The organism is Thermosynechococcus vestitus BP-1 (assembly GCF_000011345.1).
Taxonomy (GTDB): domain Bacteria; phylum Cyanobacteriota; class Cyanobacteriia; order Thermosynechococcales; family Thermosynechococcaceae; genus Thermosynechococcus; species Thermosynechococcus vestitus.
Genome location: NC_004113.1, coordinates 277158 through 303545, shown reverse-complemented (window position 1 = coordinate 303545; position 26388 = coordinate 277158). Strand labels below are relative to the sequence as shown.

Annotated in this window: 26 protein-coding genes, 1 tRNA gene and 1 other annotated feature; of the genes, 10 read left to right on the top strand and 17 right to left on the bottom strand. The window is 53.8% G+C overall.

Annotated elements, in window-relative coordinates; genetic code table 11:
• The first annotated feature begins 92 nt into the window (after positions 1-92).
• The 3 genes from TLL_RS01605 (at position 93) to TLL_RS01595 (ending at position 2439) form a co-directional block, all read left to right on the top strand.
• A complete protein-coding gene (locus TLL_RS01605; RefSeq protein ID WP_164920671.1) occupies positions 93-752 on the top strand; it encodes a MotA/TolQ/ExbB proton channel family protein in 660 nt (219 codons plus the stop codon).
• A gap of 187 nt (positions 753-939) precedes the next feature.
• A complete protein-coding gene (locus tag TLL_RS01600; RefSeq protein ID WP_011056170.1) occupies positions 940-1341 on the top strand; it encodes a DUF3110 domain-containing protein in 402 nt (133 codons plus the stop codon).
• The gene (locus TLL_RS01595; protein ID WP_011056169.1) at positions 1342-2439 is read left to right on the top strand and encodes a glycosyltransferase family 2 protein; all 1098 of its coding nucleotides are present in this window, start codon (positions 1342-1344) and stop codon (positions 2437-2439) included. It abuts the gene before it with no gap.
• 99 nt (positions 2440-2538) lie between these two features.
• On the opposite strand, the gene TLL_RS01590 is transcribed toward TLL_RS01595, so the two are convergent.
• Positions 2539-2913, bottom strand: coding sequence for a DUF4278 domain-containing protein (locus tag TLL_RS01590; protein ID WP_011056168.1), 375 nt, complete (start codon positions 2911-2913; stop codon positions 2539-2541).
• Between the two features lie 175 nt (positions 2914-3088).
• Here TLL_RS01590 and TLL_RS01585 point away from each other — a divergent pair, with 175 nt between their 5' ends.
• The gene (locus tag TLL_RS01585; RefSeq protein WP_011056167.1) at positions 3089-5413 is read left to right on the top strand and encodes an ATP-dependent helicase; all 2325 of its coding nucleotides are present in this window, start codon (positions 3089-3091) and stop codon (positions 5411-5413) included.
• Here the strand turns inward: TLL_RS01585 and TLL_RS01580 are convergent.
• From TLL_RS01580 to ltrA, 4 genes are all read right to left on the bottom strand, one after another.
• Positions 5394-6032: a hypothetical protein gene (locus tag TLL_RS01580; protein ID WP_011056166.1), complete on the bottom strand. Its 639-nt coding sequence runs from the start codon at positions 6030-6032 to the stop codon at positions 5394-5396. The genes TLL_RS01585 and TLL_RS01580 overlap by 20 nt on opposite strands.
• Positions 6033-6079: 47 nt before the next feature.
• Positions 6080-6772 (bottom strand): HAD family hydrolase, encoded by a 693-nt coding sequence (locus tag TLL_RS01575; RefSeq protein WP_164920670.1) that lies wholly within the window; start codon positions 6770-6772, stop codon positions 6080-6082.
• A 32-nt stretch (positions 6773-6804) separates the two neighbouring features.
• Entirely contained in the window at positions 6805-6936 is a 132-nt protein-coding gene (locus TLL_RS12995) for a hypothetical protein (protein ID WP_269441366.1), read from the bottom strand.
• Between the two features lie 62 nt (positions 6937-6998).
• Entirely contained in the window at positions 6999-8693 is a 1695-nt protein-coding gene (ltrA, locus tag TLL_RS01570) for a group II intron reverse transcriptase/maturase (protein ID WP_011056164.1), read from the bottom strand.
• 1658 nt (positions 8694-10351) lie between these two features.
• Here ltrA and TLL_RS01565 point away from each other — a divergent pair.
• Both TLL_RS01565 and TLL_RS01560 read left to right on the top strand, forming a co-directional pair.
• On the top strand, positions 10352-12826 hold the full coding sequence (locus TLL_RS01565; RefSeq protein ID WP_011056163.1) for an ATP-dependent Clp protease ATP-binding subunit: 2475 nt from the start codon (positions 10352-10354) through the stop codon (positions 12824-12826).
• A gap of 14 nt (positions 12827-12840) precedes the next feature.
• Positions 12841-14562: a transglutaminase domain-containing protein gene (locus tag TLL_RS01560; protein ID WP_011056162.1), complete on the top strand. Its 1722-nt coding sequence runs from the start codon at positions 12841-12843 to the stop codon at positions 14560-14562.
• Between the two features lie 6 nt (positions 14563-14568).
• Here TLL_RS01560 and TLL_RS01555 read toward each other — a convergent pair whose 3' ends face one another.
• Both TLL_RS01555 and lepA read right to left on the bottom strand, forming a co-directional pair.
• A complete protein-coding gene (locus tag TLL_RS01555; RefSeq protein WP_011056161.1) occupies positions 14569-14724 on the bottom strand; it encodes a hypothetical protein in 156 nt (51 codons plus the stop codon).
• Positions 14725-14734: 10 nt separating this feature from the next.
• Positions 14735-16546 (bottom strand): translation elongation factor 4, encoded by a 1812-nt coding sequence (lepA, locus tag TLL_RS01550; RefSeq protein ID WP_011056160.1) that lies wholly within the window; start codon positions 16544-16546, stop codon positions 14735-14737.
• 103 nt (positions 16547-16649) lie between these two features.
• Between lepA and TLL_RS01545 the strand changes: the two genes are divergently transcribed.
• Positions 16650-16723: transfer RNA gene (locus TLL_RS01545), tRNA-Pro, on the top strand.
• Positions 16724-16807: 84 nt separating this feature from the next.
• The gene (locus TLL_RS01540; RefSeq protein ID WP_164921087.1) at positions 16808-18169 is read left to right on the top strand and encodes a TrkH family potassium uptake protein; all 1362 of its coding nucleotides are present in this window, start codon (positions 16808-16810) and stop codon (positions 18167-18169) included.
• Here TLL_RS01540 and TLL_RS01535 read toward each other — a convergent pair.
• Together TLL_RS01535 and TLL_RS01525 are read right to left on the bottom strand one after the other, a co-directional pair.
• Entirely contained in the window at positions 18166-19242 is a 1077-nt protein-coding gene (locus tag TLL_RS01535; protein WP_011056158.1) for an isocitrate/isopropylmalate dehydrogenase family protein, read from the bottom strand. The two genes, TLL_RS01540 and TLL_RS01535, sit on opposite strands and share 4 nt — an antisense overlap.
• Before the next feature lie 199 nt (positions 19243-19441).
• Positions 19442-19768 carry a 30S ribosomal protein PSRP-3 gene (locus tag TLL_RS01525; protein WP_011056156.1) on the bottom strand — a complete coding sequence of 109 codons (327 nt, stop codon included), beginning with the start codon at positions 19766-19768 and terminating at the stop codon, positions 19442-19444.
• Between the two features lie 63 nt (positions 19769-19831).
• On the opposite strand from TLL_RS01525, the gene TLL_RS01520 reads away from it, so the two are divergent.
• Positions 19832-20629, top strand: coding sequence for a TIGR01548 family HAD-type hydrolase (locus TLL_RS01520; RefSeq protein WP_164920669.1), 798 nt, complete (start codon positions 19832-19834; stop codon positions 20627-20629).
• Here the strand turns inward: TLL_RS01520 and rnhA are convergent.
• The 7 genes from rnhA to secE form a co-directional block, all read right to left on the bottom strand.
• Positions 20562-21041: a ribonuclease HI gene (gene rnhA / locus TLL_RS01515; RefSeq protein WP_011056154.1), complete on the bottom strand. Its 480-nt coding sequence runs from the start codon at positions 21039-21041 to the stop codon at positions 20562-20564. The genes TLL_RS01520 and rnhA overlap by 68 nt on opposite strands.
• Before the next feature lie 73 nt (positions 21042-21114).
• The gene (rplL, locus tag TLL_RS01510) at positions 21115-21513 is read right to left on the bottom strand and encodes a 50S ribosomal protein L7/L12 (RefSeq protein WP_011056153.1); all 399 of its coding nucleotides are present in this window, start codon (positions 21511-21513) and stop codon (positions 21115-21117) included.
• A gap of 75 nt (positions 21514-21588) precedes the next feature.
• Positions 21589-22116 (bottom strand): 50S ribosomal protein L10, encoded by a 528-nt coding sequence (gene rplJ, locus TLL_RS01505; RefSeq protein ID WP_011056152.1) that lies wholly within the window; start codon positions 22114-22116, stop codon positions 21589-21591.
• A gap of 18 nt (positions 22117-22134) precedes the next feature.
• Positions 22135-22267: a sequence feature (ribosomal protein L10 leader region), on the bottom strand.
• 27 nt (positions 22268-22294) lie between these two features.
• Positions 22295-23011, bottom strand: coding sequence for a 50S ribosomal protein L1 (rplA, locus tag TLL_RS01500; protein WP_164921086.1), 717 nt, complete (start codon positions 23009-23011; stop codon positions 22295-22297).
• 83 nt (positions 23012-23094) lie between these two features.
• Positions 23095-23520 carry a 50S ribosomal protein L11 gene (gene rplK / locus TLL_RS01495; RefSeq protein ID WP_011056150.1) on the bottom strand — a complete coding sequence of 142 codons (426 nt, stop codon included), beginning with the start codon at positions 23518-23520 and terminating at the stop codon, positions 23095-23097.
• A 14-nt stretch (positions 23521-23534) separates the two neighbouring features.
• The gene (gene nusG, locus TLL_RS01490) at positions 23535-24218 is read right to left on the bottom strand and encodes a transcription termination/antitermination protein NusG (RefSeq protein ID WP_011056149.1); all 684 of its coding nucleotides are present in this window, start codon (positions 24216-24218) and stop codon (positions 23535-23537) included.
• 30 nt (positions 24219-24248) lie between these two features.
• Positions 24249-24464 (bottom strand): preprotein translocase subunit SecE, encoded by a 216-nt coding sequence (secE, locus tag TLL_RS01485; protein ID WP_011056148.1) that lies wholly within the window; start codon positions 24462-24464, stop codon positions 24249-24251.
• A 95-nt stretch (positions 24465-24559) separates the two neighbouring features.
• Here secE and TLL_RS01480 point away from each other — a divergent pair, with 95 nt between their 5' ends.
• Positions 24560-25432, top strand: a complete 873-nt coding sequence (locus TLL_RS01480; protein WP_011056147.1) for an alpha/beta fold hydrolase — start codon at positions 24560-24562, stop codon at positions 25430-25432.
• Between the two features lie 60 nt (positions 25433-25492).
• On the opposite strand, the gene TLL_RS01475 is transcribed toward TLL_RS01480, so the two are convergent.
• The gene (locus tag TLL_RS01475; RefSeq protein ID WP_011056146.1) at positions 25493-26293 is read right to left on the bottom strand and encodes a hypothetical protein; all 801 of its coding nucleotides are present in this window, start codon (positions 26291-26293) and stop codon (positions 25493-25495) included.
• Positions 26294-26388 lie beyond the last annotated feature (95 nt).

Sequence of the window (26388 nt, the reverse complement as noted above, 5' to 3'; positions counted from 1 at the left end):
CCTTGGCAGTGCGCTTTGCCAGAATTTGGGAAACAATTACTGCTACGGGCTGGACTATACTAAACCTCGGATGCTCTAACAGGGAATCGATCGTGAATATCGCTGAAATTTTTAACCGTGGTGGCCTGGCCATGTGGCCACTACTGATCCTCTCGATCTTGACCTTAGGCACCATTTTTGAGCGGCTTTGGTTTTGGGGCATGGTTCTCCGAGGAGAAACCAAACTGGCAGAGCAAATTCTGGATGCCGCTCGCCACGATTGGCAAGAAGCGCTTGAGCTAGCAGCCAATGCCTGTGATCAACCCATTGGGCGCTTCCTCTACACTCCTTTACAACTGATTGACACCAACCCAGAAATCTTTCGCTTGGCTCTAGAGGCTGCGGCTGATGAGGAACTGAGTGCCATGCGGCGAGGCGAAAAGGTCCTAGAGGCAACGATTACAATGGCACCTCTCCTGGGTTTGTTGGGAACGGTGCTCGGTCTAATTAGTGCCCTCAGTTCTATTCGCTTGGGAGATATTGGCACACCCGCAACCCTGGGCGTGGGTCTGGGCATTAGTGAGGCCTTAATTAGTACCGCATCTGGCTTGGTGATCGCGATTATTGCCCTTGCCTTTCAGCGGCTCTTTCAAGCTTTTCTCTTGCAGCAGGCACAAATTTTTCGTCGCACTGGCAATGAATTAGAACTCACCTATCGCCAAGCATGGCTTGAGCAGCGGATCAAAGGGGAAGCCGAAAAAACCTTGTTCTAAAAAACATTGTTCTCACTTAAAATCTATTTTTGCATTTGGGTCAAGGCGTTCCCAGAGGCGTTCGTAGGCGGTAAGGGTAGTCAGTAGGGGTGCCGATCGCCAGCGATGACCCGCCACGCAAAAATCCCACGGGTAGGGTGAACTAAAATCGTTATAATCGCTGTTGAGATTTGATGGGCGAGGCATCATGCGCGTTTACGTGTTGCTCTATAACCCGGGAACTGAAAATGAGGGCATTCACTCTCTGCAACTGGGCGATCGCAACCTTATTCTGATGTTTGAAAGCGAAGACGATGCCAATCGCTACGCCATGCTCCTAGAGGCCCAGGATTTTCATGCCCCCAGCGTCGTTGCCATTGATGCCAAGGAAGTTGAGGACTTTTGTGAATCCTCAGGCTATAGCTGTCACTTGGTTCCCGAGGGATTTGTGCCAACAAATGAGGCTGAGCGTCTCTTTTTGGCGCCCCCCGAACGCAATGTTGAAGAAACCGACTGGGAACGGGAAAATCGCGTGCCGCCCGCTGCGGAGAGTGAGTTCTCCGAAAGTGAGCTAAATCGTCTGCGCCAACAATTTGAAAAGCTCCTATAGATGGTGCGGGTTTGTGCCTGTCTGATTGTGAAAAATGAAGCTGCCCATTTGGCACGCTGTCTGGGCAGTGTTCAGCCCTGGGTAGATGACATTGTTGTTGTTGACACTGGCTCCACAGATGAGACGCCGGCGATCGCTCGCCAGTTTACGGAGCGCCTCTTTACCTTTCCTTGGCAGGATGATTTTGCCGCCGCTCGCAATTACTCCCTAGAACAGGCGACGGGCGATTGGATTTTAGTGATAGATGCCGATGAGGTGCTCGTGACATTGCAGGAGCCGCCGGTGCCCCTGGGCCAACAACTGGCGGGCAGTCCCTTCACTGCCTACCAACTCCTACGGCGGGAAATCGGCACGGGGGAGCAATTTTCCGACTTTGCCATTGTGCGGCTCTTTCGCAATCTGCCGACGCTGCGCTATCAGGGGCGCTTCCATGAACAGTTGGTTTCCACAGCCGCAGCACCCCTGACCATTGGTACTCTGGAAACGCTGCGCATCGATCACTATGGCTATCAACCCGCCCAAATTCAAGCCAAGATGCGCGATCGCAACATCCCGATTTTGGAGCGCATCCGTGCCAGCGAAGGTCTGCCTTTGCATCTCCTCTTTGCCTTGGCAGATATGTACCAGGCGGTGAATAATCCCGTTGAAGCGGAGAACTGCTACCAGGAACTCTTTGACCGCCTGCTGCCCCACCTCCTCAGCGGCCAACTGCCTGAGAATGCCCCCGGTGCCCTGCCGGAAATCCTCAATCAACTGGGACGGCGCCTCTTGGCCACAGGGGATCACGATACCTTGCAACTCCTGTGTCAGCAAGGTTTGGCTTGGTTTCCCACCTATCCTCCCCTCAATGATTTGGCTGGTCGCTGGCTGATGACCTTGGGATTTCCTTTGGGGGCAACGGCCTACTTTGAGTATTGCCTTGAACTGGGGCGCACCAATGGCTACAGCAAACAGATGATTTTTCCTTTGGGTTATGTGCGCGAAATTGCTGCGGAACAATTGGGGCGTGCCTATGAAGCCCTGGGCGATCGCGAGCGGGCGGCGGCGGCCTTTGCCCAAGCAGCAGCCTTGCGCCAAGGGAAGGCGCATCCTCAATAAAAACCAATAAAAAAGTTAAAAAATAAAATAAAAAAGTTAAAAAATAAAAAGTGCCGCTGTAACCAACGGCACCCCAGTTTGGGTTTCGGTGATCCAACCTTAGGCAAATTGCTGCCACTCTTCTTCTAGCAGACTGATGAGCTCCTGGTTGCCCTGACTGCGGGCCACTTGCAGCCGCCGCTCCAGCGTTTCGAGAATCGCGCGGCGATGGGCTTCGACCCAGGAGTCGCGCTTACGCTGGGGCACGACAGAAGGGGCAGCACTCACCCTGGGAGCCGTTGTGGCCACTGGCTGCCCGTTGGTTTGGTAGGTGACCCCCCGCCAGCAGAGAACATGATTGGGTTGAGGAACCGTTTCAGCCGGCTTGTGCCCCACCCATGGGGCGCCGCGGTAGAGACCCTTGGCTCCCGATTCAACGAGGGGAATGTGCTGCTCCGAAGTTTTGTATTTAGCGCCGCGATAGATTAGTTGCATAATTAAATCAAGGCTCCTAGGTGAATACTATTGGCTTGTCTTTAGGCATGTAGGTGGTGTATCTCAAGGGACCATTTGTCCCTAACTTTCTGTATTCTATTATACGATTTTCCAATATTCATACGGTAAACGCCAGTTGTTGTAATAAATCTTTTGCTCTCCCAAGAGTCCTCCTATGAACTTGTTGCCCCTCTCCCCGACGGTGAGTCACCTCCTAAGCACCCTACGTCCGGGTCAACGGGAAATCAGTGAATGGCAGGGGGGAATGCTGGCGGTGTCGGCAGTGCCGGGAGCGGGCAAATCCCACGGCATGGCGGTAGGGGCAGCGATCGCCATCGCTCGCGAAAAGCTCCATCAACAGCGGCAACTGGTGGTCGTCACCTACAGTCGTTCAGCTGCCGCCAATATCAAGGTGCGCATCCGCCAGTACCTACGAGAAATGGGGCTGCCCCGCAATGGTTTTAGTGTGCAGACGCTCCACAGTTTGGCCTTGAAAATTGCCACCAGTCACCCCACAGCGGGTCTGCGTTCGAGGGGTGAAAATTTAATGAGTGAGCATGAGCAGCGCCGCCTCTGTGTCACCTGTGTTAAGGAGTGGGCGCGATCGCACCCCAACCTCCTCGAGCGACTCATTCAAGGCCGCGATACCAGTCCCCTGAGCAACGTTGAACACGAGGGCCGCAAAAGTGCACTGTTGACCGACATTTTGGTGAAGTTGGCACAGACCGTTATTAGCAGTGCCCGCAGTATGGCTTTGACGCCCCATGATCTGCGGCAGTTGTCCCAGCAGTTGCGCTCCCCAGGGGCAGCCGAAGCGGAACCCTACCCTTTTTTAGAGATTGGTGCTGACCTTTTGGAACTGTACCAGCACCATCTGGCACAGGGGGAGCAAATTGACTACGATGAAATGATTTTGGCAGCCGTTCGACTTCTAGAGGGCGATCGCCAGTACCGCCACGAATGGCAACAGCGAGTGTATGCCGTCTTTGAGGATGAAGCGCAAGACTCGACCCCCCTGCAATCGCAGTTACTACACCTTCTAGCGGCAGACCACACCACCGGGCAAGTGAATTTTGTGCGGGTGGGGGATCCCAACCAAGCCATTAACTCCACTTTTACGGCAGCAGACCCTCTCTTCTTTAATGAATTCTGTGACAAATGTGCTCAGCAGCAGGCCTTTTATGAAATGACCCAAGCGGGGCGATCGACCCCTTTGATCATTCGCGCTGCTAACTATTTGGTGCGCTGGGCCAATTACGCCCTCAAAGATCAAGAACCCCCCTTCCGTGAGCAATTCATTGACTGTGTGTCGCCGACGGGTTTAGAATCGGGGGCCAACCCAGCCCCCTGGGGACAAGGGGTAGAAATTGCCCGACCAAAAACGGTTGTTGAGACGGTTAAACATCTGGCGCAGCGCATTTCTCAGGTGCTGGCGGCGCATCCAGAGGCTTCAGTGGCGGTGCTGGTGCGCACTAACCGCCAGGCTGAATTTGTTGCCGATGTCTTGCGATCGCCCACTGACTTCAACCTTGATAGTGACCTTTGTGCTCAAGGCATTCCACTGCTGGATGTGGCCGGCATCGAACGGCGATCGCAGGTGCCCAAGGAATTGCTGGACATTCTCTACTTTCTCCACTGCCCCTATTCTCCTGCAGCGGTCAAGGCAGCCCTAACGGTGCTTCAGGAGCGCAAACGCATTCCACCCCAAAATTTGGATCGCTTGGCGGCTCAGCCGGAGGTCTTCCTCTACCCCGGGCCTTTAGACCCCCCTGACGAAGAACCGGTGCTCAAGGCACGCCACTACTGCCACTGTCTCCTCAACGCCCGCCTAGAGCTGTCTCTATTTCCCTTGATCACCTACTGCGCTCAGGAATTGGGCTATGACGCCGCTGAATTGGCCACTGTTGATCGCCTGATCTGGGAATTGAGCCAGCAGGAACCGACGCAACTGTGGGAGCGTATCTATCCCCGTTGGCAAGAATTGGTGGCCGCGGATCGCTTTCAAGCGGTGGAGATGGAAGATCTCCATAGCCGCCTAGTGCGATCGGGCCAGGTGACCATTATGACGATGCATCGCGCCAAGGGCCTAGATTGGGATGCGGTTTTTGTCCCCTTTTTGGAGGAAAGAACCCTCCCCGGTCAGAGTTGGGTTGCTGCCAATGCTAAGTTCCTCAGTCCTGAGGTGGATTTTATAGACGTGGTGCGATCGCAACTGCGGGCCTATGGCCATCACCAGCCCCTGCCCAACTGGCAAACGGCCTCCAAAAAAGCCACAGCCGCCAAAATCGCCGAGGAATATCGCCTACTCTACGTCGCCATGACCCGTGCCAAGCGCCTCCTGTGGCTAGCGGCTGCCCAGCAAGCTCCCTTTAACTGGCAAAACTTTAATTGGCGAGGGTTTGATCAACTGCAACTGCACGACAGTCCCCCTTGTCCTTTTATCAAAGACCTTGAGAGACAGTTAAAGGCCCATGCAGCACCTACTCCCGGCGATCGCTAAAACTATCGCGCCCCGGTAAGCGTTCCATGGCCGCCAAGACTGCCCGTTCCGCCGCCAGAATATCCCGCTCCGCGCCCCCCAAAAAGAGACGGCCAAAGCTGCCCACCGCAGAAATCTGCAGGATATTAATGAGGGCTGCCTTTTCAGCCTCATTAGCTGCCAGTGCCGCATAGGCTGCCGGTTCCACCTCAAAGACATAGAGGGTTTGTCCCGCTAGAATCATGTTGCCCCGACGGGAGCGGTTAATCAGTTGCGTGTGGTGGGCATCAATGTTGCGAATCACTTGACTCGAAATCACCCGTGGCCGCATGCAATCCTGGACCCGAGCGCCAATGGCATCTAAAATTGCCTGTCCCGCTGCCCGCACTTCCCCCTGATTGCCCGAATGCACCTCCAGTAGTCCGTAGAGTCGCTCAATAAATAGGACTCCCGGCCGCACCACCGCAGACTTCAGGGCAATATCCAAAAGGCGGTTCACATCAATCCCCGGTGAAATCTCCACCCAAAGGGAGCAGTCCCCCGGCAACGGCAAAAACCCTTGGGCCACAGTCCCCAAATAGGCCGCGTGTTGCGGCTGGATAGAATCGAGATAGACATAACTGCGCAGATCAACGCCCAATGTGGTGGATTCCTAACGCGCCAGTACCCATCATCGCCGAAAATTCCCTAGGACAATAGCCGTTGAAGGCGTGGATCGGTAAAGTCCTCAATACAGACCTCTGCCCCTGCGGCTTGAAGGGTCATTGCCGATTGGGTTGTCAACACTCCCCAGCAGAGCATTCCTGCCTGCACCGCTGCCATAACCCCCGCCACGGCATCCTCAAAGACAAGACAATACTGCGGCACCACCTGTAACCGCTCCGCCACTAGTAGATAGCATTCTGGATCGGGCTTGCCCCGCTGCACATCCTGCTCCATCACCACCGTATCGAAAAAGTGACCCACCCCTTCACAGGAGAGCACTAGTTCCACATTGGCGGCACAGGCGGAGGTGCCTAAGCCCAAGCGATAGCCTTTTTCCTTGGCACTTTTGAGAAAGGGCAATAACCCCGGTAACAGTTCCAAATGGGGTGCCAGCAGTTCCCGAAAAACCGCCTCTTTGCCCGCGCCCCAACGCTCTATTTCCGCTGCGCTCAGCGATCGCCCTAAAAGTTCCGGCAGGAGTTCTGCGTTGCGTTTGCCCCCCATGTGCCGCAGGTGCTCCAAGTTGATGTGCTGCCGCAGTTCAGGGGTGCGATCGACATAGATGCACCAAGCTTCCAGGTGATAGGGCATCGTATGGCAGATGACCCCATCCATGTCGAAAATCAGGGCACGCTGGGAGGGGTCAACGGCAAAAAACTCAGAAGAATTAGCCATTGCGGAAAAATTTGGGCATCAGCAACTGTAGTCTATCGCCTTTTGCGCCTAAGGAGGCTGGCCAATTCATCAATGGAATCTTGCCACAGGACAGCCCACAAAATCTCAATTAAAATACGGGCAACCACACCTGCAAAAATAATGAGTCGGGTAGCGGGGGGCATTACTGCCCCCTAGCCCCCTAAGAACCGGACGTGCTAGTTTCCCAGCATCCGGCTCAGGCCTCTCAAAGCCCCTCTTTCAAGAGGGACCGGCTGTGCTGACCATCTCGGCTGTGCACCTGTTTGTGGCAGTTGGCGTGGATTAAGACAAGATTATCCAGGTCGTCAGAACCACCCTTGTGTTTGGGCAATATGTGGTGGATGTCAGTGAGCATGTCTTGCTCAATTTCACCCCCGCATACTGGACAGATACCACCCTGTTTCTTCCATAGTTCTCGGCGGATGCGCCGATATTGAGCAGGGGCTTTTTTGAGTTTCTTGCGTTTCTCAAAGTATTCTGCCCACTCTGGGAGAAACGGATTGGCGTCTGCCTTGATTTTGACGTGGCGTTGGATTCGGGTGTCAGAGGTTTTGATTAGGCGTTTGGTCCTCAGTTCCCCGTTCTTGTCTTTCATCACCATACCGAACACCCAGTCTCTGCTTCCGTTTTTGATGAAGTATTTGTCCTTCACCCATTGGGCAGGTTTGTTTGGGTGCCGGCGCCTTGCCCATCGCCACAATTTGTGCCAGGTGGCGAAGTCCACTCGGTTGAAGGTTTCCTTAGAGACTTGTCCTTTGTGATAGTTGGCCCAACCTCTAATGATTGGGTTGAGTGTGTCTATCACGATTTCCTGGGTTGCTGTCCTAAGTTCCCTTAGAGTGTCTCGGATTTTCTTGAGGAACGCTTTCACGTTCTTCTTCGCGGGTTTGATGAGAAGAACCCCGTTGTACTTGCGAATGTTCCATCCGAGAAAGTCGAAGCCTTCCTCAATATGGACGATTTTTGTCTTCTCGGGGGACAGGGTCAAGCCCCGTTCTTTTAGGAACTCCTGGATTAGGTTTCTGGCTTTCTCCAGGGTTTCCTCATCTTTTCCCGTCACGACAAAATCGTCAGCATATCGGATGAGGTTGACTTTTTGACCTCTGAGGTGTTTGGCCAACAGTTCTTCCATCCCATCTAGGGTTATATTGGCAAGAACTGGGGAGATTACCCCTCCCTGAGGTGTCCCAGCATGGGTGGGGAAGAGTTGCTGTTTCCAGACGAACCCAGATTTAAGCCATTTCCGTAAGATCCCTTTGTCCAGTGGAGTGTTGGCTAGTAGCCACTCATGGCTGATGTTATCAAAGCATCCGGATATGTCAGCGTCAAGGACGTGTTCAGCCGACTTGGCTTTTGCCAGAGCAAGGAAGCATTGTCCTGCCGCATCTGCCGTACATCGCCCTCGGCGGAACCCATAGGAGTTCCGGTCCGCTGTGGTTTCCGCGACTGGTTCTAGGGCTAGGGCATATAGTGCCTGCATTGCCCTGTCCTTCATTGTCGGGATTCCTAGCGGGCGCTGTTTGCCGTTTGCTTTCGGGATGTATACCCGCCTCAGGGGTTGGGGTTTATAGCCTCTTCTCCTGAGGGACTTTATGGCTTGGGTTTTCTGCTCTTGTGTGGACCAGGTTATCCCGTCCACACCAGGTGTTCTACTGCCTGAGTTGTCAGTTACCCGTTTCACGGCGAGGGCTTTGCCGTAGAACGAGTGGGTCAGGAGCCATTGCAAAGCTTTCACTTTGCCCCAGCGTCCTTCCTTCACAGCCTTTGCGATACGCACTTGCAGCCTCTTTACCTCACGGTTGGCTTTGGTCCAGTTTATGCTGTGCCAGCTTGTTTCCGTTTGGTTGGTGACCGCACCAGTGGTTTGGTCCACCGTCATTGTCGGGTAGCAGGGGGGCATCGCTGCCCCCTAGCCCCCTAGGAACCGGACGTGCAAGTTTCCCCGCATCCGGCTCGAGCCCCCCAGGACCCCTCATTTAAGAGGAACCGGTTGTGCATGCAACCTTTACGATACTCATCTACAGCCTCTCTACCTTTTGAGCAGGTTGGTGACCGCACCAGTGACTCAAGATCACCGCCATTTGCATTGTCACCATTAGGAAGGTTCTATAGACTTTCTCGTAAGGGGGGACCGGCGGGAAGTCTGCCCTCTTTCGAGTGGGATGATGTTGAATGTCCTGCCAGCATTCTCAATCCCTATCTAGCCCATTACAGGCTAGCATTCGCTTTTTCCCACCTCCTCTACCCGCACCCCCATCAGCATTCCTTACGGTTTGCCTGCCTTGAATGTTCAAGGCGAAGATACGGGCTTACCGCGTTCCAACCAGATGACACGAGGGGTTAGGTGGTGACTATACCCCGGCGGAGTTGCTGTCCCCGTTCACTGAAAAGCAAGCAGTGAATCCAATCCGCTTTGCCATTTTGGCTCAGGCCTATCAGCATCTTTGGCCTGCTTGGAGTAACGAGGCTTCTAGCGTCACTTCACTTGCGTTCACCATACCCTCAAGCCTAGCTCCCTATCACCTGACGCTGGTGAAGTTGCTTCCTCCTCACGGATTCGGCTCCAACCTTCCGGTTCGGGCTTCATTGTCGGGAGGGCTTCATACCTGACCGTTACCAGTCACGCATGCCTCCTTAGGCTACGGTTGGGGGAACAACCGGTCCCGTTCTAGCTTGTTGGGCTAGTGGGACAATCATCTGGCTAGCTTTCGCGTCGCACTGCCTTGTCTCCATTCAAGAGGTTCTACAGGTTATCTCGCAAAGGGAGACCAGCAGGAAGTCTGCTCCCTTTCGGGCGGGGTGATGTTGGATTGTTTCCTCAACCCCTATCCGGTCCGTTACAGACCAGCATTCGCTTTCTCCTGCATCCCATACCCGCACCCTCATCAGCATTCCTTACGGTTTGCCTGCCTTGAATGTTCAAGGCGAAGATACGGGCTTACCGCGTTCCAACCAGATGACGCGAGGGGTTAGGTGGTGACTTTACCCCGACGGAACTATTGTCCCCGTCCACTGAGATGACAGCAGTGAAACCAGTCCGTTTGCCATTTTGGCTCAGGCCTATCGGCGTCTTTGGCCTGTTTATAGTAACGAGGCTTCTGGCGTCACTTCACTTGCGTTCACCATACCCTCAAGCCTAGCTCCCTATCGCCTGACGCTGGCAAAGTTGCTTCCTCCTCACGGATTCGGCTTCAACCTTTCGGTTCGGGCTCCGTTGTCGGGAGGGCTTCATACCTGACCGTTACCAGTCGCGCATGCCTCCCTAGGCTACGGTTGGGGGAACAACCGGTCCCGTTCTAGCTTGTTGGGCTAGTGGGACAATCATCTGGCTAGCTTTCGCGTCGCACGTCAACATCTATAGTAAGAGTACAGCCCTGCATCTAGACGATGCCATAGGGTAGGTCAAGGGACGTTCATCCCGTTTGAGGGTGGATTTGACGCTTCTAAGTCTGTTCCATATTTTGGAAAAAGGGCTGTAAATTGGCATACAAAAACACGCCAAAGTGGACGTGTTAAGATGAGTGTTACCAGCACGCAGGAGCCATTAGGGGAAGGGTCATGTTTGAACGCTTTACAGAAAAAGCCATTAAAGTCATCATGCTGGCACAGGAAGAGGCTCGCCGCCTCGGCCACAACTTTGTCGGTACCGAACAAATTCTCCTCGGACTGATTGGTGAAGGTACCGGTGTGGCCGCCAAGGTTCTACGTTCTATGGGCGTGAACCTCAAGGATGCCCGCATCGAAGTGGAAAAAATTATTGGCCGTGGATCTGGTTTTGTCGCGGTGGAGATTCCCTTTACCCCCCGTGCCAAGCGAGTGTTAGAACTCTCCCTTGAAGAAGCTCGTCAACTGGGTCACAACTACATTGGTACTGAACACCTCCTGCTGGGACTGATCCGCGAAGGGGAAGGGGTGGCCGCCCGCGTCCTTGAAAATTTGGGTGTTGATCTATCGAAAGTGCGCACCCAAGTCATTCGGATGCTGGGTGAAACCGCAGAAGTGACCGCTGGCGCTAGCCAAGGACGTACCAAAACGCCGACGCTGGACGAATTTGGTGTCAACCTCACCCAGCTGGCTATTGAGGGCAAGCTAGATCCCGTGGTGGGTCGGCAAAAAGAAATTGAGCGGGTGATTCAAATTCTGGGCCGTCGCACCAAAAATAACCCCGTGCTGATCGGTGAACCGGGGGTGGGTAAAACCGCGATTGCTGAAGGCCTGGCCCAGCGCATTGCCAACAAAGATGTTCCCGACATTCTTGAAGACAAGCGGGTGGTCACCCTCGATATCGGCCTCTTGGTGGCAGGCACGAAGTACCGGGGTGAATTTGAAGAGCGGCTGAAAAAGATCATGGATGAAATCCGCCAAGCCGGTAACGTGATCTTGGTGATTGACGAGGTGCACACGTTAATTGGGGCTGGGGCGGCGGAGGGTGCTATTGATGCAGCCAATATCCTCAAACCCGCCCTGGCTCGTGGGGAGTTGCAGTGCATTGGTGCCACTACTTTGGATGAGTACCGCAAACACATTGAGCGGGATGCCGCCTTGGAGCGGCGCTTCCAACCGGTGATGGTGGGTGAGCCCTCCGTTGAGGAAACCATTGAGATCCTCTACGGCCTGCGGGAACGCTATGAGAAGCACCACAAACTGAAAATTTCCGATGAAGCCCTTGAGGCGGCAGCGAAGCTGTCCGATCGCTACATTAGCGATCGCTATCTACCGGACAAGGCCATTGACCTCATTGACGAAGCAGGCTCACGGGTGCGCCTGATTAACTCGCAACTACCCCCTGCGGCCAAGGAACTGGATCGCGAATTGCGGCAAGTGCTCAAAGAAAAAGACGATGCCGTGCGGGCCCAAAACTTTGACAAAGCGGGTGAACTGCGCGATCGCGAGATGGAACTGAAAGCACAAATCCGTGCCATTGCCCAGCAGAAAAAAGCCGAAATCGCCAACGGTGAAGAGGAGACCCCCGTCGTCACCGAAGAGGACATTGCCCACATTGTCGCCTCGTGGACGGGTGTGCCCGTTAGCAAGCTCACCGAAAGCGAGTCGGAAAAACTGCTGCACATGGAGGAGACCTTGCACCAGCGGGTCATTGGCCAAGATGAAGCGGTGAAAGCGATCTCCCGCGCCATTCGCCGTGCCCGTGTCGGTCTCAAAAATCCCAATCGTCCCATTGCCAGCTTTATCTTCTCGGGGCCAACCGGTGTCGGTAAAACCGAGTTAACGAAAGCCTTGGCGGCCTACTTCTTTGGCTCGGAAGAGGCGATGATCCGCTTGGATATGTCCGAATACATGGAGCGGCATACCGTCTCCAAGCTCATCGGTTCGCCCCCCGGCTATGTTGGCTACAACGAGGGCGGTCAGCTCACCGAAGCCGTGCGGCGGCGTCCCTATACGGTGGTGCTCTTCGATGAAATCGAGAAAGCTCACCCCGATGTCTTTAACCTGCTACTGCAAATCCTTGAGGATGGCCGTCTTACTGACTCCAAGGGACGTACCGTTGACTTCAAGAATACCCTCTTGATCATGACCTCGAACATTGGCTCCAAGGTGATTGAGAAGGGGGCGGCGGGCCTTGGCTTTGAGTTTGGCACTGAGGATGCCGCCGAATCCCAATACAACCGCATTCGCTCCTTGGTGAATGAGGAACTGAAGCAATACTTCCGCCCTGAATTCCTCAACCGCCTTGATGAGATTATTGTCTTCCGTCAATTGACGAAGGACGAAGTCAAGCAAATTGCCGACATTCTCCTTAAGGAAGTGTTCTCGCGCCTCACAGAAAAAGGCATCACCTTGGAGGTGACCGAACGCTTCAAGGAACGGCTCATTGATGAGGGCTACAACCCCAGCTATGGAGCGCGGCCCCTGCGGCGGGCAATTATGCGCCTTTTGGAGGACACCTTGGCTGAGGAAATGCTCTCTGGCCGCATCCGCGAAGGCGACACTGCCCTCATTGATGTGGATGAATCCGGTCAAGTGAAGATCCAAGCTCAACCTCGGCGTGAGCTATTGCCCCAGGCGGTTGAGTAGGGTATTTGCTGCCTATGCCAGATACACCGGCAGAGGGTTATGGGAACACCCTCAGCTCCCTAGCGCTGGATCACAACTGGCGCACTATTTATCCCCTAGGGGCTTACCAACTCTCCGGTCTGGCATGGGTCGATCCCCAGGCCCTGTGGTTACGTCAATTGCCTCGTTTACCCTTTTGCCAAGCAACCCTTGGCGCCAGCTTTTTGGCCTTGGATCGGGTGCGGGGCTTTATTTTGCTCATTAACGGTGAAAATGACCACAGCGAGATTCTCAATCCCTACGATCTAGAGCCATTTCTTGATGCCAATGGCCTCTGTCTCTATCGCGAGACCCTCTGGTTTTGTCGGGACACATGGCTCTATCGTTGTCATCTCCCTGACTGGCATGTAGAAAAGATGCTGGAGTGCCGCTATCCCATTTACGGTGTGGCGGTGGATGAGACAGGCATCTATGTGGCCTGTCAAAAATCCGGTTACATCCACTGTTTTGATGAGACCGGTCGAGAGCAGTATCGCCTCAGTGCCCCGGGTATTGGCTGTGAAAATTTAGCCCTCAAGGATGGCTATTTGTGGGTGAGCGATCGCCTAGAGCAATCCATTTATTGTCTCGATCGCCACAGTGGCCATGTTGAATGGGTGGCCTTGACCCCCTTTGCCCAGCCAACAGCGTTCACGTTTGATGCGACAGGACAGTTGTGGGTGGCCTATGGCGGTGAAGAAGCCTATCTGCGGGATAACCCCAACAACCGCGAAGCCCCCCTCGAAATTGATTATCGTGATATTTGCCTGATTCATCCGCTGCTCTACCACACCCATAGGGAGCAGCATTACACCCTCTCCAATGGCTATCTGATTGAGATGGCCTACGTGGAGGAACTGTCTCCCCTTGATGCCTTGCACCTAGATAACTTAGAGTGGCGGATTGCTCTGCCGGCCAATTCCCCGCGCCAAAAACTACTGCGGGTCGAACCCGTGGGTACTCCCTTTCGCTTGGAAACGGTGGCGGATCAGCAGGTGGCGGTGTTTGATTTTCCTGAGCTGCGTCCCTACGAAGCTCGCCTTTTTGGCTGGCGTGCTTGGCTAGAAGTGAGGGGCATGAAGTACCATCTTAGTTTTGACAATATTGACGAGACGCAACCGCTGCCCTCGGAATTTGCAGCACAGTATCTCGTCGATAACGATGAGTTGGCAATGGATCAACCCATTGTCCAAGAAGCGGCGCGGGAAGCGGTGGGCACAGAGACCAATATCCTGCGCAAGATGCTCAAAATTCGTAACTATGTGTACGATCGCCTCAGCTATGCCATGCGCCCCACCATTGAAACCCCTGATGTAGTTTTGAAACGGGGGACTGGGTCCTGTGGTGAGTACGTGGGGGTGCTCCTTGCCTTGGCGCGATTGAATGGCATTGCCTGCCGTACGGTGGGTCGCTACAAATGCCCCCCCTATCCCCAAAAGCGCGGTATTCCCCTCCAGCCTACCTATAACCATGTTTGGTTGGAGTTTTATGTGCCGGGAGTTGGCTGGGTGCCCATGGAGTCTAATCCCGATGATGTTGTGGAGCGTGGTCCCTACCCAACGCGGTTCTTTATGGCACTGCCTTGGTACCACGTGGAAGTGGGCAAAGGCATTCGCTTTGAGACCACAAATTATCGCGATCGCGGGGTACGCCTTGGCGATTTAGCCCTCAACCATGTGCGCTTTACCATTCACAGTGAACTGCCCCCGCTTCTCTAAACAGTTCTAAGGCAGGAGCAAGGGCAGTAGTCCCAAGGGAGCCGGCTGCCAATCGCCGCGCCAATCCAAAAGCTGTACTAACACCAAGTAGCCAATGCCCAATAGCAGGGAAATTGCACCGGTAACGATCGCCACCCATTTGCCCGATGACCGTTGAGACATTCTCAGCCTCCTATTCATTCTTGAGTCGCAATACTGCCATAAAGGCCTCTTGGGGCACATCCACCCGCCCAATCGCCTTCATCCGTTTTTTACCCGCTTTTTGTTTTTCCAGGAGCTTGCGTTTGCGGGTGACGTCGCCACCATAGCACTTGGCCAAGACATCCTTGCGCAAAGCGGGAATGCTTTCACTGGCAATTACCCGTGAGCCAATGGCCGCTTGAATGGGAATTTTAAACTGGTGGCGTGGGATCAAATCCTTGAGTTTGCTAACAAGGGCTCGCCCCACATGGTAGGCCTTATCGCGGTGGACAATAGCCGCCAGGGAATCCACAGGGTCGTTATTGATCAGGATATCCAGTTTCACTAAGTCGTTGGCACGGTAGCCAATGAGGTGATACTCCATACTGGCATAGCCCCGCGATCGCGACTTCATTTCATCGAAAAAGTCCGTCACAATTTCCGCCAAGGGCATTTCATAGACCAAGGTCGTCCGCCCCTGGGTGAGGTAGCGCATATCCTTAAAGATGCCCCGTCGCGACTGCGCCAACTCCATGAGGGTACCCACATAGGTTTCGGGGGTAATCATCTCCAGTTGTACGTAGGGTTCCTCAATTTTTTCGCGGTATTGGGGTTCCGGCAGGAGGCTGGGGTTATCAATCATCAGCACTTCCCCTTTGACCGTGGTGACGCGATAAACCACCGAAGGAGCAGTAATGATTAAATCCAGATTGTATTCCCGCTCTAGCCGCTCTTGGATAATTTCCATATGCAGCAGTCCCAAAAAGCCACAGCGGAACCCAAAGCCCATGGCACTGGAGGTTTCCGGCTCGTAGTGGAGCGAGGCATCGTTGAGCTTCAATTTTTCCAGGGCCTCCCGCAGATCCTCAAACTGATCCGCATCCGTGGGAAAGAGACCACAAAAGACCATGGGTTTGGCCTCAGTGTAACCCGGAAGAGGCTCTTTGGCTGGATTGTGTGCCAATGTAATCGTGTCGCCGACACGGGCATCGCCAACGGCTTTAATGGCGGCGGCGAGGTAGCCGACTTCCCCGGCATGGAGACTCTCCACGGGTTTTTGGTTGGGGGCAAGGACACCTAGTTCATCAATTTCGTACTCTTTGCCGGAGGCCATCAAGCGAATGCGATCGCCCCTGCGGACAATGCCATCCATGACCCGAAAATAGACAATCACCCCGCGGTAGGCATCGTAGTAGCTATCAAAAATCAACGCCCGCAGGGGTTGGTCCACCGTATCGCGCGGGGGTGGCACCAAATGCACAATGGATTCCAGAATCTCCTCAATGCCAATCCCCTCCTTAGCAGAGGCTAGAACTGCTTGGGAGCAGTCGAGACCAATAATCTCTTCAATTTCCGCCTTCACGCGATCCGGTTCAGCTCCCGGCAGATCAATTTTATTGAGAACAGGAATAATCTCTAAATTGTGCTCCAACGCCAGATAGACATTGGCCAGTGTTTGCGCTTCTACCCCTTGGGAGGCATCCACTACCAACAGCGCCCCCTCACAGGCCGCCAGCGATCGCGACACCTCATAGGAAAAATCCACGTGGCCGGGGGTGTCAATCAAATTCAAGATGTACGTTTCACCATCGCGACTGGTGTAGGTCATGCGGGCTGCCTGCAGCTTAATTGTAATTCCCCGCTCCCGCTCCAGTTCCATGTTGTCGAGAAACTGTTCCTTCATTTCACGGGGATCCACCGTGCCCGTCAACTGCAGCAGGCGATCGGCAAGGGTCGATTTGCCGTGATCAATGTGGGCAATGATCGAGAAATTGCGAATGTGGGAAACAGGGACGTCGGTCATACCAGCGAGGGCAACCTTAACAAAATGAAAAACTCCTTTCTTGATTCTAAGGGTCCCTGTCCTATTGTGCTGAGAATTCAGTGGTAGGATAGAAATGAACTGCCGGGATGTAGCGCAGCTTGGTAGCGCATCTGCTTTGGGAGCAGAGGGTCGCAGGTTCAAATCCTGTCATCCCGATCAGAACCGTAAACCAAAAGATTGTTGCCAATCCAATCCTGCGATAGATTAGCCTCAGGGCTTTTGCATACGCATTCATTGATGTTGACGGTTCCACGAACAATTTGCCTGGGATTTTTAGCAGTGATCATGGTGGGGACGTGCCTACTCTGGCTGCCTTGGTCCACCAGTAATGGGCATTGGAATCCCTTCGTTATTGCCCTATTTACAGCCACTTCCGCGGTTTGTGTCACAGGTCACATCATTGTTGATACGGCCACCCATTTTTCCCCCTTTGGCCAATTGGTGATTCTGCTCTTGATTCAAGTGGGTGGTCTGGGGTACATGACGGCCACGACATTTTTAATTATTTTACTAGGACGGAAGTTTAACCTACGGCAAAAAATAGCGTTACAGCAGGCCTTGGATCGGCGGGGCATTGAGGGGGCACGGCAACTGGTGCGCTCAATTTTGGGCTTGACCTTTCTCTTTGAATTGACGGGTACCTTTTTGCTGTGGCTCATTTTTCGCCAAGACTTTAGGGATCCACAGGCCCTGTGGCTTGCGGTGTTTCACAGTATCAGTGCTTGGAATAATGCCGGGTTTAGTCTCTTTAGCAACAGTTTAATGGGGTATCAAACCTCAGTGCCTTTGAATTTGGTGATTTCCCTACTGATTATTTTTGGTGGCATTGGCTATGAGGTCATCTTTGAGTTTTACCTTTGGCTACGGGAGCATCTGCGCTACTGGGGCAAACCCGCCTACTTGATCCGCAAGGCCAGCCAGATGACGTTTAGCCTCAATTTCAAAATTGTAACAAGTACAACAGCGACTCTCCTCATTTTGGGAACAGTCATGCTGTTCCTGACGGAGATGCGATCGCCCGCGCGATTTGGTCTTTTTTCTTGGGATCAGAAGCTCCTCTTGGCGTGGTTTCAGTCGGTTACGGCGCGCACAGCGGGCTTTAATACCGTCAACATTGGTGAATTCAATAATAGCGGGCTATTTATTATGATTGCCCTAATGTTTATTGGCGGCAGCCCCGGTGGCACGGCAGGGGGCATTAAAACAACCACGTTACGGATTCTGGCAGGGATTACCAAGTCGGCGCTCCAAGGGAAAGAGGTGGTACTGCTCTACCGCCGGCAAGTGCCCCCCTCCCTGATCATGAAGGCCGTCGCCGTTGCCTTTGGCTCAATGTTTACGGTGCTGGTTTCAACCACTCTGATTGCGATCGCCGACCCGGAAGAGAATTTCATCAATATCCTCTTTGAAACGGTTTCCGCCTTTGCCACCGTTGGGCTTTCCACTGGTATTACCAGTGATCTCAGCATCTTTTCCAAGTTGGTCTTGATTGTAACGATGTATGCTGGACGGGTGGGTATCCTGCTGCTAATGGCTGCAATTATCGGTGATCCCCAGCCTTCTAACGTTCAATATCCCGAGGAGAATCTGCTAGTGGGTTAGGGGGCGGCGTACTCGGCAATCGCCGCAGCCATCTCTTGGGTACCTACGGGTTCTTTGCCCGGCGCCGCCAAATCGTAGGTGACAAAGCGCCCCTCAGCAATTACTTTTTCGACAGCCGCTTGCAGACGCTGTGCCGCCTCCATTTCACCCAGGTGTTGCAGCATCAAAACCCCTGAGAGAATCAAGGCCGTGGGATTGGCTTTGTTTTGACCTGCATATTTGGGGGCTGAACCGTGAATCGCCTCAAAAACCGCACATTCATCGCCAATATTGGCGCCGGGAGCCACCCCTAGACCACCAATCATCCCTGCACAAAGGTCTGACAGAATATCGCCGTAGAGGTTTGGCATCACCATCACATCGTAGAGTTCGGGCTTCTGCATCAACTGCATGCACATGTTATCGACAATGCGATCTTCAAAGACAATATCGGGGTAACGGCTGGCAATTTCGCGGGCACGTTCAAGGAAGAGGCCATCGGTAAATTTCATGATGTTGGCCTTGTGAACGGCTGTCACTTTTTTGCGGCCGTTAGCCTTGGCATATTTGAAGGCAAACTCCAGGATGCGATCGCTCCCTAGGACAGAAATGGGCTTAACACCAATGGCTGCATCCTCCCGAATCGGCTTGCCCGATAGATCACTCAAAAAGGCGCGAGCTTTAGCTGCTTCGGGACTGGTGTATGCAAACTCAATCCCGGCGTAGAGGTCTTCGGTATTCTCGCGAACAATGACGAGGTCAATGTTTTGAAAATAGCTTTTCACCCCAACAATGGATTTAGCAGGCCGTAGGTTCGCATAGAGATTGAGCCGCTTGCGGATCTCGACATTGACAGAACGAAAGCCTGTCCCCACGGGGGTGGTAATTGGGCCTTTGATGGCAGTTTTCGTACTTTTGATGGCATCGATAACCTCTTCGGGCAAGGGGGTACCGTAGCGCTCCATCATGGCCACGCCGGCATCCACCACCACCCAGTCAATTTTGACGCCTGTGGCATCAATGGCGGTGCGAGCTGCCGCGGCAACCTCAGGACCAATACCGTCGCCGCGAATTAAGGTGACAGCGTGGGACATGAATTTTCTCTCCCTATACAGAATTTCAATACAGAGATACCCGGAGGGTAGGATGCAGCTAAATGAGCTTCACGGTACGTAGGGTGTGAAACAAAATCGTCGCCAGGGCGATCGCGCCCGCAACAATGACAAAGTACAAAACAACTCCCATTTTGTTTCTCCTCAACTTGCAATCATTCACCCTGGGATTGAGAGGACCCTAGGCTGTGCCTACAAAACTAACATCACTGAATCGTTTTTGTGCTTCACTGACGGGATGATTTTTGCCCTCCTCTTGCCAGTAGTTAATGATTTCGGTGGCACGGTTGAGGAGTTCAATGCGCTCGGCTTCCGTAATCCAAGATTTCTTCTCTAACTCCGCCTTGAGGAGTTCCCAAGCATCGGTGCGCGGCCAAAAGAAGTAGGAGGTGAGGGGGCTTGTCCCTTTGCCAACAATTTGATCGACAGCGATCGCCACGTCTTTCTCTAACCAAAGCACTCTTAGGGTAAAGCGGGACAACTCTAACCTCCTAAAACTTATTTTCACAAAAGACCATCCCTTATAATAACCAATCAGGCCAACTGCATACAAGTTTCTGGAGGGCTACAGTTGAGGACCCCCTGTGCCTGTGTCTTTTTTGATATTGATGGGGTGATTCGCGACGTCAGTCGTTCCTATCGCCGTGCCCTAGCGGATACCGTTGAGCATTTTACGGGGGGTGCCTATCGTCCCAGTCAAAAGGAAATTGACGACCTCAAGGCGGAAGGCTGCTGGAATAATGACTGGGAAGGAGCCCGCGAACTCATTTATCGCTACTTTGAACGCCAAGGAAGCCCCCGTTCCCAAGTGCCCTTGGACTACAAACGCTTAGTGATCTTTTTTGAGGAGCGCTATAGTGGCAAAGATTGGTCAGGCTATATCCAAGATGAGCCCCTACTCGTGGATGTTGCCTATTTTCAGACCCTCGATCAAGCGCAGATCCACTGGGGGTTTGTCAGTGGTGCCCCGCGGGACTCGGCAGAATATGTCCTGAAACACCGTTTGGGGCTGGCTCAGCCCCTGTTGATCGCCATGGAAGATGCCCCCGGCAAGCCTGACCCCACAGGACTCCGCATGGCCTACCGTCAGGTCACTGATCAAGAAACCATTCCCGCCTTTTATGTGGGGGACACCGTGGCGGATATGCAAACTGTTGCCAATGCTCGCAAAGAACAAGCAACAACGCCGTGGATTGCCCTCGGAGTGATTCCTCCCCATGTCAAGCCTGAGGATCGGCAACTCTATGGCGATCGCCTACGCGCCGCGGGCGCCAGTGCAGTTTTTGAACGCACCTGCGACATTACCCCAGCGGTGGTGGCAGCGTTCTTAGGGCAATTGGCTGCCCACGACTCAAACGGCGGGCAATAAGATCGCAGCGTTCATTGCCGACATCTCCCCTATGGCCGCGGACATGGTGCCATTGGACTAAGGGATCATTGAGGGCATCTAACTCCTGCCAGAGGTCTTGGTTGAGAACCGGCTTTTTGGCGGCTGTTTTCCAGCCCCGCCGTTTCCAGTGGTGAATCCACTCAGTAATTCCCCTGAGGACATACTCGCTGTCGGTGTAAAGGGCGATCGCGCTCCCAGGGGCCAGTTGGCGCCATGCCTTGAGAGCTTCAATCGCAGCCTGTAATTCCATGCGATTATTCGTCGTGGCCGGGTGGTGTCCCCCGAGCTCGTGCACAGAGCCATCGGTAAAGTAAATAACCACGCCCCACCCCCCCGGTCCGGGATTGCCTTCACAGGCACCATCGGTATAGATGGCACGAATATGGGTCATGGGTCTCTATACTCTCCAAATACTAAAAAAGGGTGGCCAGAACACCACCCTCGAAACAAATCAATACCAAAGATTACTTGATGCTCACTTTGGCGCCGGCTTCCTCGAGTTCTTTCTTGGCGGCTTCGGCGTCTTCTTTGCTGGCACCTTCTTTCACGGGTTTGGGTGTGGATTCCACCACTTCCTTGGCTTCCTTGAGACCCAAGCCAGTCAAAGAGCGCACCACTTTGAGCACAGCAATCTTCTTGTCAGCGGGGACTTCTTCAAGAATGACATCGAAGGCGGTTTTCTCTTCGACTTCTTCTGCGGGAGCAGCCGCAGCACCGGCCACGGGCGCGGCCACCATCATCCCACCAACAGGGGCAGCGGCACTGACGCCAAAGGTCTCTTCAATTTGCTTGACCAGCTCGGCCGCTTCCAAGAGGGTCAAGGATTTCAACTTTTCGAGAATTTCATCGGTTGCAGCAGACATTGTAAACTCCTATCGTTTCAAAGTTGGCAAACAAGAACAGGTGGCTTCCCAAGGGAAACCGAAAACAGGATCGATCTATGCCGCACCTTTGTCGGCGATCGCCTGCGTTGCCCGCGCCAAGGAAGCAGGAACTTCCTTGATGCCAATGGCAATCTTCGCTGTGACGGCGTTGAGGGCACCGGCAATCTGCGCCATGAGTTGTTCTTTTGAGGGCAGATCACCAATGGCCTTCACTTGCGCTTCGTCAAGGGCACGTCCCTCCATGACCCCACCGCGGAGGGTGGTTTTTTTCGTGGCCTTTTGGAATTCTTGGTAGGCCTTAATTGCGCCTCCAATGTCATCCTTGAGCAAGAGGAACGCTGACGGTCCCTTGAGGAATTGGGTTATGGGTTGCCAAGTGTCACTTTCTTTGACCGCCAATTCCATCAGCGTATTTTTAGTAACCTTGCAACTGGCATTGCACTTGCGCAAGCGTTGCCGCAAATCCTTCATCTCAGCATCGCTGAGACCCTGGTAGTCAATCACCAGTGCCATCTGTGACTCCCTCAAGCGCTCCTTGAGCTCCGCCACAATTTCTTTTTTGTTTGCTAGCGTGCGTCCCACGCGCATCACCTCCTCTAGTCAGTGAAAGAAAAACCCCAGCAAGGGTGCCGGGGCGATCGCCCAATCGCAACGGATGGACTTCGCAAACCTCGGCAGGAAGATTATGTCTCAGCCAGACCCCTGCGGTCTTCGGTTTTAGTCTTGAGTTGTCAATGATTGGGCAATAGGCAAGTCCTCCTTAGGCGGCTTCGGCCAGTTTGAGCTCCCGCAGAGCGTTAATGTCCACCTGAATGCTCGGCCCCATGGTCGCAGCCACATAGACACTGCGCCAGTAGCGCCCCTTGGCACCACTCGGGCGGTTGCGGTCAATACTTTCTTGCAGTGCCTTGAGGTTAACGAGCAGGTCCTCGGCGCTGAAGCTGGCTTTGCCAAAGAGCACATGGACAATCCCGCTGCGATCGGCGCGGAATTCCACTTTCCCCGCTTTGAACTCCTGAATGGCTTGGGGCAAGTCAAAAGTCACCGTACCGGCTTTAGGGGATGGCATGAGTCCCCGTGGCCCCAGAATCCGACCCACTTTGGCCACTTGGGGCATCATATCGGGGGTGGCAATGAGGAGGTCAAAGTCCATCCGCCCCTTTTGAATTTCGTCAATCAGCTCCTCTGAACCGACAACATCGGCGCCGGCGGCACTCGCTTCGGTCACTTTTTCACCACGGGCAATCACCGCCACGCGAATGGTTTGACCGGTGCCCTTGGGGAGCGCCACGGTAGTACGCAATTGTTGATCGGTATATTTTGGATCAATGCCCAAGCGGATGTGGGCCTCCGCCGATTCAGGAAATTTAGCGGTGGCCGTTTCCTTGAGCAGTTGTAGGGCCTCAAGGGGAGCGTAGGGACGATCCTCCACCTTGGCATAGAGTTCGCGCAGTCGTCGCGAGAGTTTACGCATCAGAATTTACCTCCACGGGGTACCAACGAAACAACGTTTCTCCCCCAACACAACAAAGGACTCAACAGGCACACACTCAAAAAGCTTTAGTCGGTAATGGTCACACCCATATTGCGGGCCGTGCCCTCGATAATGCGCATGGCCGCTTCAATATCGTTAGCATTCAGATCCGGCATTTTCTTCTCAGCAATTTCCCGCAGTTGGGCACGGGTGATGCTGCCCACTTTTTTCTTATTGGGTTCGCCGGAGCCCTTTTCAATGCCAGCAGCTTTTTGGATCAGTACGGAAGCGGGCGGCGTTTTGAGAACAAAGGTGAAACTGCGATCTTCATAGACCGAAATTTCAACGGGAACCACCATCCCCACTTGATCGGCGGTGCGCGCATTGTACTCTTTACAGAACATCATGATGTTCACACCGTGCTGACCAAGGGCTGGACCAATGGGGGGAGCAGGGTTGGCTTTACCTGCTTGAATGGCCAGTTTAATAACTGCGACGACCTTTTTCGCCATAGTGAGTTAGCGTCCTAATCTACTTTTTCCACTTGAGTGACTTCGAGTTCGACCGGCGTTTCGCGGCCAAAAATCGAGAGTAATGCTTTCAGTTTGCTGCGCTCAGCACTGACTTCAATTACCTCGCCCTCAAAGTCCTTAAAGGGACCATTGAGAACTTTGATCTTATCACCACTGTTGAGATCAATGCGGTGAACCGGTTCTTGTTCTTGGGCTTTGCGGAAGATACGCTCCACTTCGGCTGGACTCAGGGGCATAGGCTTGACATGACCGCGTCCCCGGCCTGTACTGCGGCGCTGCTCAGCACCGACAAAGTTAATCACATTGGGGGTGTTTTTAATCACCTGCCAAGCTTCATCATCAATTTGCCATTCGCCGGTTTCGGGAGATTGCTGTGCCCGCACTTGGACGAGCACATAACCGGGAAAAACTTTTTCCTCAATGGTTTGCCGCGAGCCATCTTTTTTGATTTTGATGACGGGGGTTTGGGGAATTTCAATGCGAAAGATGCGATCGGCCACATCCAGCGTATGGAGCCGCTGCTCGATGGTGCTTTTCACTTTTTTTTCGCAGCCAGAGGCTACTTGCACGGCATACCAAAACCGTTTGACCTTACCCGCTTGCTCCCCTTCCGACACTTCAACGGTATCGTCAAGGGGATCGTCCAGATCGGCATGATCAGTAAATTCACTCACCATAGGCGCGTACTCGTAGAAATCTTTGGCTGTCTAAAAAATCAGTGTGGCCAGCCAACGAAAGAGTTCATCCACTAGGTAGATGACAGCAGCGGAAAGGGAAACAATGAGAATGACTGCCGCAGATTCGCCAATCAGGCGCTGGCGATCGGGCCACACCACTTTATTGAGTTCTTCCTTGGTTTCGCGGAAAAACTCAGTTAGATTAAAGCCACGACTGGGCTTTTCGCCTTCGGTACTCTTGCTCACGGCGGCACTCCACTGGGGCGGGGCAGCCCGTTGCTACCCGTTTAATTCAGCGCGATTTATTATCATAGCAGGTTTCTTCTCTTTAGGAAATCCCCATGTTTGATTGCCTGCGATCGCGCACCCTCACAACGGCGATGGGTGAGGTAGCCTACGTAACGAATGATGTCAGCACGGCGAACCATGCCCGGCCGCCCCTATTTTTTTGGCATGGCTTTGGCGGTGGCTCGAGCCGCTATGAGTGGTCGGCGGTTTATCCCGCCTTTGCAGCCGAGTATTCCCTTTTTGCTTTGGATTTGCCCGGTTGGGGAGCTTCTGAGCATCGCGATCAACCCTATACGGTGGCGGCCTATGGGGATCACTTGCTGGAGTGCCTTGGCCAATTGACGGCAGAACCAGCGGTGGTGATCACGTCTTCACTGACGGCAGCCTTTGCCATCCAGGGGGCGATCGCCCATCCCCAACGCTTCCGTGGCCTCATTCTCACCTGCCCCACGGGTTTGAGTGATTTTGGTCAAGATTACCGCCAAACTCCCCTTGCCCAGATTGCCCGCCAGCCCTATGTGGATATAGCCTTTTATCGCCTTGGTGTCGCCAATCCCCTGAGTGTGCAATCCTTTATGGCTCATCAACAGTTTGCCCGACCTAGCCGCATCAGCCCCGAAATGGTTGCCACCTATACCCAAGTGGCACAGTCGCCGGGGGCAGAATTGGCGGCACTGGCTTTTGTGAGGGGTGATCTCTGCTGCGACCTCAGTCGCTTCTTGCCCCATTTGACGGTACCGACCTATATCGTTTGGGGAGAGCAGGCAAAACTTCCGCCTCTGAGTGTCGGTCAACGCTTGGCCCAGTTAAACCGGGAGGCGATTCGTGCCTTTGATGTGATTCCAGGGGTGGGCCTAACGCCCCAGCTGGAGTGCCCGGCGGTGATGATTGGCTTCATCGATCGCTATCTGAGCCAATTGAGGTAAGGGCTTCCCCTTGCAGCCCTTGGAATTTTGGATACCATTTCCCTCTATCTCTGAATTGCCCTAGGGCTGAGGCTGGGCATTCGCAGTGGCGGGTAGGGTGGTGCCATAGACACGGGGGCGATCGCCCTGGGCCAATTGGGTGCTGCCTTGGGTATCTACCGCCCAAATCGTCACTTTGGGATTCCCCATCGTTTGGGTTTGAAAGAGCACCCGTTGGGGATCCGTTGTGCTCCAGCCGAGGAGGGTGGCAAAGTCGTATTCCTCAGCAGTGGGATAAACTGTGGCCACATGACCCACCCCCGCCTGCCAAATCCACGCACTGTCACTTATTAAATCCGTGGCAAAAAGCCCAGCGACCTGTCGCACCAAAAGACGATCGCCCGTTGCTGACCAACCGACAGGAACCAGCACCGCAATCAGACCTTGGCCTTGGGGCACCTCTGCCAAAAATTCCGGCGGCATTTCCTTGAGACTTGCAATCCGCTGCCGGCGACCACTCTGGCGATCGCGAATTTCAAGAACGCTCACCAGTTGCTGCCGTTGCGCCTCGGGCTCAGCCCTAAAGTAGAGGGTGGCCTGTGCCCCATAGCGGCCATCGGGAGAGAAATACTGGGGCGTCTGCTGCGTGAAGCGGAGGGATTTCTTGGCTTTTACGGCGGCAGCGTGGCCGTCCTCAATCCATTTCCAAGGGAGCGGGAAGGAACTCTGGAGGGGATCCGCGACAACAGTTTCTACAGGTTGATCGGGGGCAGGGGGTCCTTGGGATTGGGCAAGCATCACTGGGGCGATCGCGAGGGTGGTCAGTATCCCACAGACTGAGGAGATCAAAAAGCCCCGCCGCGGCTCAAATCGGGTTACCATGAGGTCACTCCCCTTAAATAAAATTTTTTATTGACAGTTTGGTTCAATGAATGACAACGGCTCCTCCCATCTCCAGCATAGCAATTGGCCTCGAC